1 protein-coding gene is annotated in these 2,575 nt (G+C 48.6%); it reads left to right on the top strand.

Annotation, left to right across the window (positions count from 1 at the left end):
- Positions 1 to 1,089: 1,089 nt before the first annotated feature.
- Positions 1,090 to 2,575, top strand: a 1,486-nt coding sequence (locus tag AC1DUA_RS33340) for an extracellular solute-binding protein (protein ID WP_477503818.1), incomplete at its 3' end; no start/stop codon positions are given.

Here is a 2,575-nt window from a genome sequence, read left to right as displayed (position 1 = left end):
CGGTAGAAGTTAACGCTGTTAAACACGCTTAACGCCGACGTGAGGGCCCCGCTCACGATCAAAGCCYTGCTRTAACGTTGTTTTTCGACGTTAAAGTATGGGGAACGGGCCCTCGGTAGAAGTTAACGYTGTTAAACAAGCTTAACGTCGACGTGAGAGTTCCTCTCGCGTCAATCGTATCTCATCTAACCCTACAAACTGCAAAAAGTGCAGCAAATTATCTAGTCTTGCTCGTTTCTAGAGATAAACATGTAAAAAGTACATGTAATTCATTGCTTTTTACCTAAAATAGGTGGAAATCACCAATTTAGCTGCACTTTTTGCATGATTGGGGGCAAGATCATTGATTTTCGCCGAATTTGCTGCACTTTTTACAGGATTTGTTTTCAACAAATGTCCGTCTTCCCTCCATATTCAATCTCGTTCGCCTCAGCCCCCGGATCCACCTCAATCCGTTGTACCAACCAGATTCTGACCATCCAGCTACTCAAACCCCGCATCACTCACGCGCCCCCRCATCCACCTAGATCCGTCATATCCAGCCCGACTCAACTCACTCTAATCAGCTACTCTCACACCCCAACCGCATCACYCCCGCGCCCCGCATCCACCTCAATCCGTTGTACCAACCAGATTCTGACCATCCAGCTACTCAAMYCCCGCATCACTCACGTGCTCCCACATCCACCTCAATCCGTTGTACCAACCAGATTCTGACCATCCAGCTACTCAACCCCCGCATCACTCACGCGCCCCCACATCCACCTAGATCCATCATATCCAGCCCGACCAAATTCACTCCAGTCAGCTACTCTCACACACCACCTGCATCCCCCCAATCCTTCGTACCAACCGGATTCTCCATTCTACATCCATCTAGCCCTAGGCTGAGGATGTGAATGCTCGAACAGGATTTGATACGCCCTATCCCACACCTATCGCCAATAATCATCTCCCTCCCCAATAATCATCATCTCACATCCCTAGATGAACTAGGTCTAAATGAGTAAATGATTATTTCGGTACCTACATAAGACCTTGTAACGTGGAACTTGTAGCAAACAAACAATTCACGGAGGTCTAACAAATATGAAGAGAAATTTAGTCTCGATTCCGCTCGGCATTCTGCTTGTATCCAGCTTTGCACTTGCAGCTTGCTCAGACRGAGGCAAGGCAACTCCTGCAGCTACGACGGCAGCAGCCGGTACAACAGCACCACCACAAGCAACGGCTGATACAACACCCGCATCGATCACCATTATGGCGCCACTGAACACAGCGCAAACGCCACCAGATACGATCATTAAAGAACTAGAGAAGCTGACGAACACGAAGCTGACCTATCAATTCTTCCCGGCTGATACGTACGAGGAGAAGCTAAACACAACGTTCGCGACTGGCGCACTGCCGCAAGTAACGTACTTGAAAAACCAAGCGACTTTCATTCAAATGAAATCCGCAATCCGTGACGGCCAGTTCTGGGAAATCGGTCCGCTGCTCAAAGACTTCCCGAACCTGAGCAAGCTGAAATCCACAACGAATGACAATACAAAGGTAGATGGCAAGCTGTACACGTTATACCGTGGCGTAGATATCGCCCGTCAAGGCCTCATTTACCGTAAAGACTGGGCCGATAAGCTGGGCTTGAAGCCGCCGGCAAATATGGATGAGCTGTACGCGATGGCGAAGGCATTTACAGAGAATGACCCTGACGGCAACGGCAAAAAAGACACCATCGGCCTAACAGATCGTAACGATCTCATCTACGGCGCCTTCAAAACAGCAGCGACCTGGTTAGGCGTTCCGAACAACTGGGGCGTGAAAGACGGCAAGCTGCAGCCGGAGTTCACGTTCCCTGAATATGTGAAGTCGATGGATTATTTCAAAAAGCTGCGCGACGAAGGCCTGATGAATAAAGACTTCGCAGCAACAAGTAAAACCGATCAACAAAAGCTGTTCACGAACGGTACAGCAGGTATGTACATCGGAGCTATGACAGATGTTTCGTCCCTGAACAAAGATCTGGTCAAAAACGTGCCAACAGCCGTCGTAGACGTACACAGCATGGTTGCAGGACCTGACGGCAAGTTCGCTGCATGGGCGCTTCCGGGCTATGCGAACGTGGTGCTATTCCCTAAATCCGCTATCAAAAATGAAGCTGAACTAAGAAAAGTATTGTCTTTCTTCGACAAAATGATGACACCTGAAGTTGCGAACTTGGCAAATTGGGGTATCAAAGATGCCAACTACAGTGTAGTGGACGGCAAAGCGAAAAAGCTGGATGAAGAGAAATGGACACGCGAAGTGAAGCCATTCACAGACGCTGCAATCGGTGATGAAGATACGTCAGGTAGATTGCTCGGCATTCCAACCATTCCTGCTCAAGGCAAAGCGGATGAGCTGAAAATCGCGAATCTGAAGTTCGCCGTGCAAGACCCAGTAGCAGCGCTTGATTCCAAAACAAACTTAGAAAAAGGCGTTCAGCTCCAAGATGTTATCAAGGATGCAACGAACAAATACATTTACGGCAGCCTTGATAAAGCCGGATTCGATAAAGCCATCGAGGACTGGAAAA

The organism is Paenibacillus sp. 01T422, from assembly GCF_056398785.1.
The sequence above is the reverse complement of the archived record's forward strand: the minus strand, read 5'-3'. Positions and strand labels throughout refer to the sequence as shown.